Raw genomic sequence first — 5,975 nt, forward strand, 5'->3', positions numbered from 1 at the left:
CCACCCCCATGCCAGAGGTCCCCGCACCGCGCCGAAGACCCCGACCGGCTACCCCAGGAAGCTCGCCGAAGGCGAGCCGACGAAAACCCCGCCTCCACCCCCATGCCAGAGGTCCCCGCACCGCGCCGAAGGCGCCGTGCGGGGGAGGCGCCGTGCGGGGAAAGGCTTGCCCCCGCGGACGGGAGGTTCCGCGGGGGCAAGCTCTCTGGCGTGGGAGCCGGGCGCCACTCGGGACGGAGCGAACGCCGGAAGGCACTCCCAAAGACGATCTTTCCAAGAACGCTCTTCTCGACCGCCATCGACGGCGATCAAATTATCATCGGATAATCCAAGAGACAAGAGCTTTATATCACTCCTTTTGAACAATTCGAAGGTCGTCTTCGTTAGACTTCGACCTTTTGTCGCGACACGGACAATTAACGCATGCCAGCTTTAGACAGCGGCCACGGCAACAGGCACGATAGCCATCGTGGTTCAGGCCCCCGCACAGCCGCGCTCCCATCGCCCCTCGATGACCGTTCCCACTCCCCCGGTCACCGTGGAAGATCTCGACACGGGCGGGCATGACGACGCTCGGTTCGAACTCCTGGACGGCTTGTGCGTCCTGCGACCATGGCCGACACCGCTGCGGGCCCGCGTCACGGCGCGCCTGGTCCGGATCCTGGCGGACACGGCCACCTCCGGAGCTCATATCCTGCCGGCCGGGATCGGGGTGGAGCTGTCCCCCCGCAGTCTGCTCGTGCCGGACGTCGTGGTGGTGGAGGCGAGCGGTGACACCGGCCGTCGGTTCCGGGACACCCCGTCCCTCGTCATCGAAGTGGCCGACGCCAGCACCCGGCGCTACAACCGCACCCTCAAACTCGATCTCTACCGGCAACGCGGCGTGCCGTCCTGCTGGCTGATCGACCCGGACACCGCCACCATCGAGGCGTACGGCCTGGTCGCCGACGCGTACCTCGCCACCCACACGGTCAGCGGGAAGGAGACCTTCACCGCCACCCGGCCCTTTCCGGTGGCGATCCAGCCTGCCGAGCTGATCGACCCGCCCGACTCGGAGTGATGGCGCGACGCCGACCGCTTCCCCGGGAAGCCCGCCGAAGGCCCGTGCGGGGCTAGCAGACGTCGTCGGCGTCGACGATGGTGTAGGCGTAGCCCTGCTCGGCGAGGAATCGCTGGCGGTGCGCCGCGTACTCCTGGTCAAGGGTGTCGCGGGCCACCACCGTGTAGAAGTGCGCCGTGCGGCCGTCGGCCTTGGGCCGCAGCACCCGACCGAGCCGCTGGGCCTCCTCCTGGCGGGAACCGAACGTGCCCGAGACCTGCACGGCTACCCCGGCCTCCGGCAGGTCGATGGAGACATTCGCGACCTTGGAAACGACCAGTGTGGTGATCTCCCCGGTCCGGAACGCCTCGAACAGTCGCTCCCGCTCCCGGTTACGGGTGGAACCCTGGATGACCGGGACGTCCAACAGTTCCCCGAGCTCGTCGAGCTGGTCGAGATACGCGCCGATCACCAGCACCCGGTCATCGGAGTGCTGGCGGACGAGACGCTCCACCACCGCCCGCTTGCTGCGGGCGGTGGCACACATCCGGTACCGCTCCTCCGGCTCGGCGACGGCGTAGGCCATCCGCTCGTCCTCGGTGAGCGTGACGCGCACCTCGGTGCACTGCGCCGGCGCGATCCAGCCCTGTGCCTCGATCTCCCGCCACGGGGCGTCATACCGCTTCGGCCCGATCAACGAGAAGACGTCGCCCTCCCGGCCGTCCTCCCGGACGAGGGTCGCGGTCAGGCCGAGCCGACGACGGGACTGGATGTCGGCGGTCATCCGGAAGACCGGCGCCGGGAGCAGATGCACCTCGTCGTAGACGATCAGACCCCAGTCCCGGGCCCCGAACAACTCCAGGTGCAGGTATTCGCCCTTACGCCGGGCCGTCATCACCTGATAGGTGGCGATGGTGACCGGCCGGATCTCCTTGCGCTCCCCGGAGTACTCGCCGATCTCCTCCTCGGTCAGCGAGGTGCGGCGCAGCAGCTCGTGCCGCCACTGCCGGCCGGCGACCGTGTTCGTAACCAGGATCAGCGTGGTCGCCCCGGCCTGGGCCATGGCCGCGGCACCGACGATGGTCTTCCCGGCGCCCGCAGGCAGCACGACGACCCCCGACCCGCCCTCCCAGAACCCGGCTACCGCGCCCTTCTGGTAGTCGCGCAGCTCCCAGCCGTCCTGGCGCAGTTCGATCCGGTGCGCCTCGCCGTCGACGTAGCCGGCGAGATCCTCCGCCGGCCACCCGAGTTTGAGCAGCACCTGCTTGAGCCGGCCGCGCTCGGAGGGGTGCACGGCGATCGTGTCGTCGTCGATGCGGGAGCCGAGCATCGGCACGACCTTCTTGGCCCGGGCCACCTCGACGAGCACCACCCGGTCGAGAGCACGCAACACCAGCCCGTGGGCCAGGTCGTTCTCCAGGCGCAGCCGACCGTAGCGATCCATCGTGTCGGCGATGTCGACGAGCAGGGCGTGCGGCACGGCGTAACGGGAGAAGCGAACCAGCGCATCGACAACCTGCTCGGCGTCATGACCGGCGGCCCGGGCGTTCCACAGCGCCAGCGGCGTCACCCGATAGGTGTGCACGTGCTCCGGAGACCGTTCGAGCTCGGCGAACGGAGCGATGGCCGACCGCGCCTCGACAGCACTGGGATGCTCGACCTCGAGCAGCAACGTCCTGTCCGACTGGACGATCAACGGGCCGTCCGTCACCCGCCACCGCCCTTTCCGTCCGCCGTAGGTTCCGCCGTGGGTATCGGCCCATCAGTGAACCACCAACACGAGCCGCCCTGCACCGATCGGTGCGGTGCGGGCCACCGGCGTAGCACCGGCACGATCACACCGGCGGCGCGCTGCTCGTTCACCGGCGCCCTTCGACGGTACAGCCGACCACCGACACGGTAACCAGAGGGGCCGAAGCCAGACCGAAACCACCGCGGGTCCGCGGGCAAGCGGGCACACCGGCACAGGTACCGGCACCGGTACCGGCCCACCGGCCCGCCCGGCTCATGGCGGATCGGCGAGATCCTCCGCGGCGGCCGACCAGTCCGCCGCCACCGGCGGTCCGCCGAACGCGTCGTCGATGTCAGCGACGCCGGTCACCCGGTGCAGGACGAAACGACGCGGGCCGGCGCTGAGTTCGTCCCACGCGGTGAGCCAGCCGCCCTCGACGGCGGTGGGCCGCACGATCCGGTCGCTCGGCGCACCCTGCTGGTCAACGTAGCCCAGCAGCACCCGGCGCCGGTCCCGGACGGCTCCCTGCAGCAGCACCAGGATCAACGGCGCGGACCGGGTGAGCCCGACCTCGATGCCGGGAACCTCGCCGGCCGCCCGGACCGCCCGTGCGCTGTCGTCGCCCCGGCGGACCAGCCGGACCACGTCGCGCAGCTGGTTGATCCGGGTGTCGGCCACGTCGACCGACGCCGCGCGGGGACGCGCCGGCGTCCGATGGGCGGCGGGCCGGCGCAGCACCACCCGCCCGTCCGGGGCCTCCGCGACCGGTGCGAACCCGGCGCTGTGCAAGCCGGCGAGCATCTCCGCGGTCGGCAGTGGGGAGATGACGATCGTCGGCGCGATCCGGCGCAGCCCCAACGCCTGGGTACGCCGGTTGGCGACCACCTCGGCGAGCAGCGCCGTGTCCTCGCAGCGCAGGTAGCTCGCGGCGGGACCGGCCCGCAACCGGCCGTGCCGCCGGGCGGTGTCGTCGATCAGATAGGTGAGGGCCTGCGGCACCCCGCCTCGACCGAGACGGACGAGCATCGCGTGGATGTCCTCCGCTACCAGGCCCGAGTCCAGACCGCGACGCAGCGAGGCCTCGGAGAACCGGTAGACGGTGGCCGCGCCCGCGGACTCGACATCCGCCATCCGCGCCAGCTCCGCAGCCACCCGGGGTACCAGCGGGCCCGGGGCAACCGCAGTGAGATCCCCCTGCAGCAGCAGCTCCTCGACCGGCTCGGGCAACAGCGGCGCAAGCGCGTCGGCAAGCCTGACGCACAGCCCTGGATCACCAGCCGCCGATCGGCTCGGCACGCCCACGTTCCGCGTCGGATCGGCGTTCTCCGCGTCGAGCTGGGCGGCGAGTAACCGACCGACCGTGCTCGGTGCGCCCCGGCCGGTCAGCCCGAGCAGCTCGGCCTCGACGATCGTTCCGTCGATCATCCCGGCGAGCAGCATTCCGCCGCGCCGGGGCGCTCGCCAGGTCAGCAGGGCACGCAACGACTCCGCGGTCGGCACCACCCCTGCGGGCGCCGCGGCCAGCGCCCGCAGGACCTGGGCACGCAGGTCCTGCACGGCCGGCCGCCGCACGTCCAGCGACAGGGGAGCGATCTGCCGGCCCCGTTCGTCCCGCTCGCCGACCAGCCAGGCGGCGGTCGACGAGCGCAGCCAGCCCTCGACCAGTACGGCCCACCGGGCCGCCACCAGGTCGGTGCCCCAGCGGTCGTAGGCCGTGGTCGGCACGTACTGGACCTCGGCCCCCGCGGTCGCGTCAATCAGGCCTGCCGCCGCGGCCAGCTCCACCACGAAGGCCGCGGTCCGCTCGTCGACATCGAGCAGTTTCGCGGCGGCACGCAGGTCCCGCACGCTCAACCCGCCGGTGCGCAGCGGAGTGACCGGGCTCGTGCCCCAAGCGTCCAGCAGGGTGGTGACCCACCGGACGAGGGCGTCCGCCGCCAGGGCCGCCACGGCGTCAACCGCCGCCACCCCGACGACCTCTCCCTCGACCGCGGGCGGATGCGGGTGCAGGACCCCGGCCGGATGCTCGCCGCGCACGACCAGCCCAACCTCGCGCGGCAGCTCGACGGTCTCCTCGTCCAATCCGACGAGCAGGCCGCGGGCAAGTAGTTCCTCCACCGGGGTTCGGGCCGCGGACACCCCCAGCAACCGGCCCGCCTCCGTGGTGGCGCCGAGCGCCGGACCCGCGGCCAGCCGGTCCAGCAGCTGCCGCGCCCGGGAGGAGCAGGCCTCGATCCACTCCCGCACCCGATCCGCGTCCGCGAAGGCGTCGCTCAACGCGTCGATCATCGCTTCCCGGACGGCGACCCCGGTCATCGTCTCGTCGACCGCGCCCCGGGGCACCGGCAGGCCGGCCGCGGTCAGGAGCCGGGCGAGCTGGGACTGCCGGTACGTCGTCAGGCAGGCTCGCACGGGACGGCCGAGCCCCAGCGGGCGCACGCCGAGGAGGTCGACGACCATCCCGGTGACCCGCAGCTCGGCATCGTCGCCCCAGATGAGCCCGAGGTCACGAAGCCGGCCCACCGGCTCGGACACCTCCGAATGCCCGCAGAACCTTGTCAGCTCCGCCAGGGACACCGGCCGGGGAAGGATCGTCAACGCCTCCAGGAGCTCGCAGGCGCCCGTGTCGAGACGTTCCAACGCGCGGGCCACGCTGACCCGGATCTCCAGGCGGGCCGCAAGCACCTCGAAGTCCGGTGGGGGCGGCGTCGCCAGGTCCGGCCGTAGGAGGAAGAGCCGGGTCAACGCCTGATCCGGAAGCGCACGCAACCAGTCCACGAGGGTCACGGGCGCTGTCCTGAGGCCTCGGCGGCCGACATCGACACCCTCACGACGGTAGCTGGCGCGGCGCCAGGCCGACAGGGCGCCGTCGCTCAGCCGGGCCGTGCCGCGTCACCTGGGCGGATACCGGATTCACAACCGCGGCGGACACCGGCACCGCGGCGACGGGTGATGGCCCCGCGCGGCAGGTCGTCGTGCCGTCCGGCCGCTCCACCGCCGATCCCGACCCGGGCCGTCCCCACCTGATCGAGCACCCATCCGCAGCTGGTGTCCCACCGCAGTACCGCGATCGCCGGATCGGTACCGCCCAGCGGGGACAACACCGCAAACGCCCAGTCGGGTGCGCCGGTCGAGGTACGGATGCCGGTGATGCGCAGACCATCCGGCGACACCCTGGACACCAGCGGGCTGTCGAAGACCGCC

Annotated in this window: 3 protein-coding genes and 1 pseudogene; 1 reads left to right on the forward strand and 3 read right to left on the reverse strand. The window is 71.9% G+C overall.

What is annotated here, in order from left to right:
- Positions 1–511: 511 nt before the first annotated feature.
- Entirely contained in the window at positions 512–1,060 is a 549-nt protein-coding gene (locus AC08ON_RS04695; RefSeq protein ID WP_476606528.1) for a Uma2 family endonuclease, read from the forward strand.
- Positions 1,061–1,112: 52 nt separating this feature from the next.
- On the opposite strand, the gene AC08ON_RS04700 is transcribed toward AC08ON_RS04695, so the two are convergent.
- The 3 genes and pseudogenes from AC08ON_RS04700 to AC08ON_RS04710 form a co-directional block, all read right to left on the reverse strand.
- Positions 1,113–2,750 (reverse strand): DNA repair helicase XPB, encoded by a 1,638-nt coding sequence (locus tag AC08ON_RS04700; protein WP_476606529.1) that lies wholly within the window; start codon positions 2,748–2,750, stop codon positions 1,113–1,115.
- A gap of 294 nt (positions 2,751–3,044) precedes the next feature.
- On the reverse strand, positions 3,045–5,558 hold the full coding sequence (locus AC08ON_RS04705) for a helicase-associated domain-containing protein (protein WP_476606530.1): 2,514 nt from the start codon (positions 5,556–5,558) through the stop codon (positions 3,045–3,047).
- Positions 5,559–5,644: 86 nt separating this feature from the next.
- Positions 5,645–5,975 (reverse strand): annotated as a pseudogene (locus tag AC08ON_RS04710) (hypothetical protein); the annotation flags it as partial.

Source organism: Frankia sp. CoWAU3 (assembly GCF_977971855.1).

Excerpts from the sequence above, each read along its gene's own strand:
- AC08ON_RS04695 (WP_476606528.1), top strand. The coding sequence starts at position 512 with ATGACCGTTCCCACTCCCCCGGTCACCGTGGAAGATCTCGACACGGGC.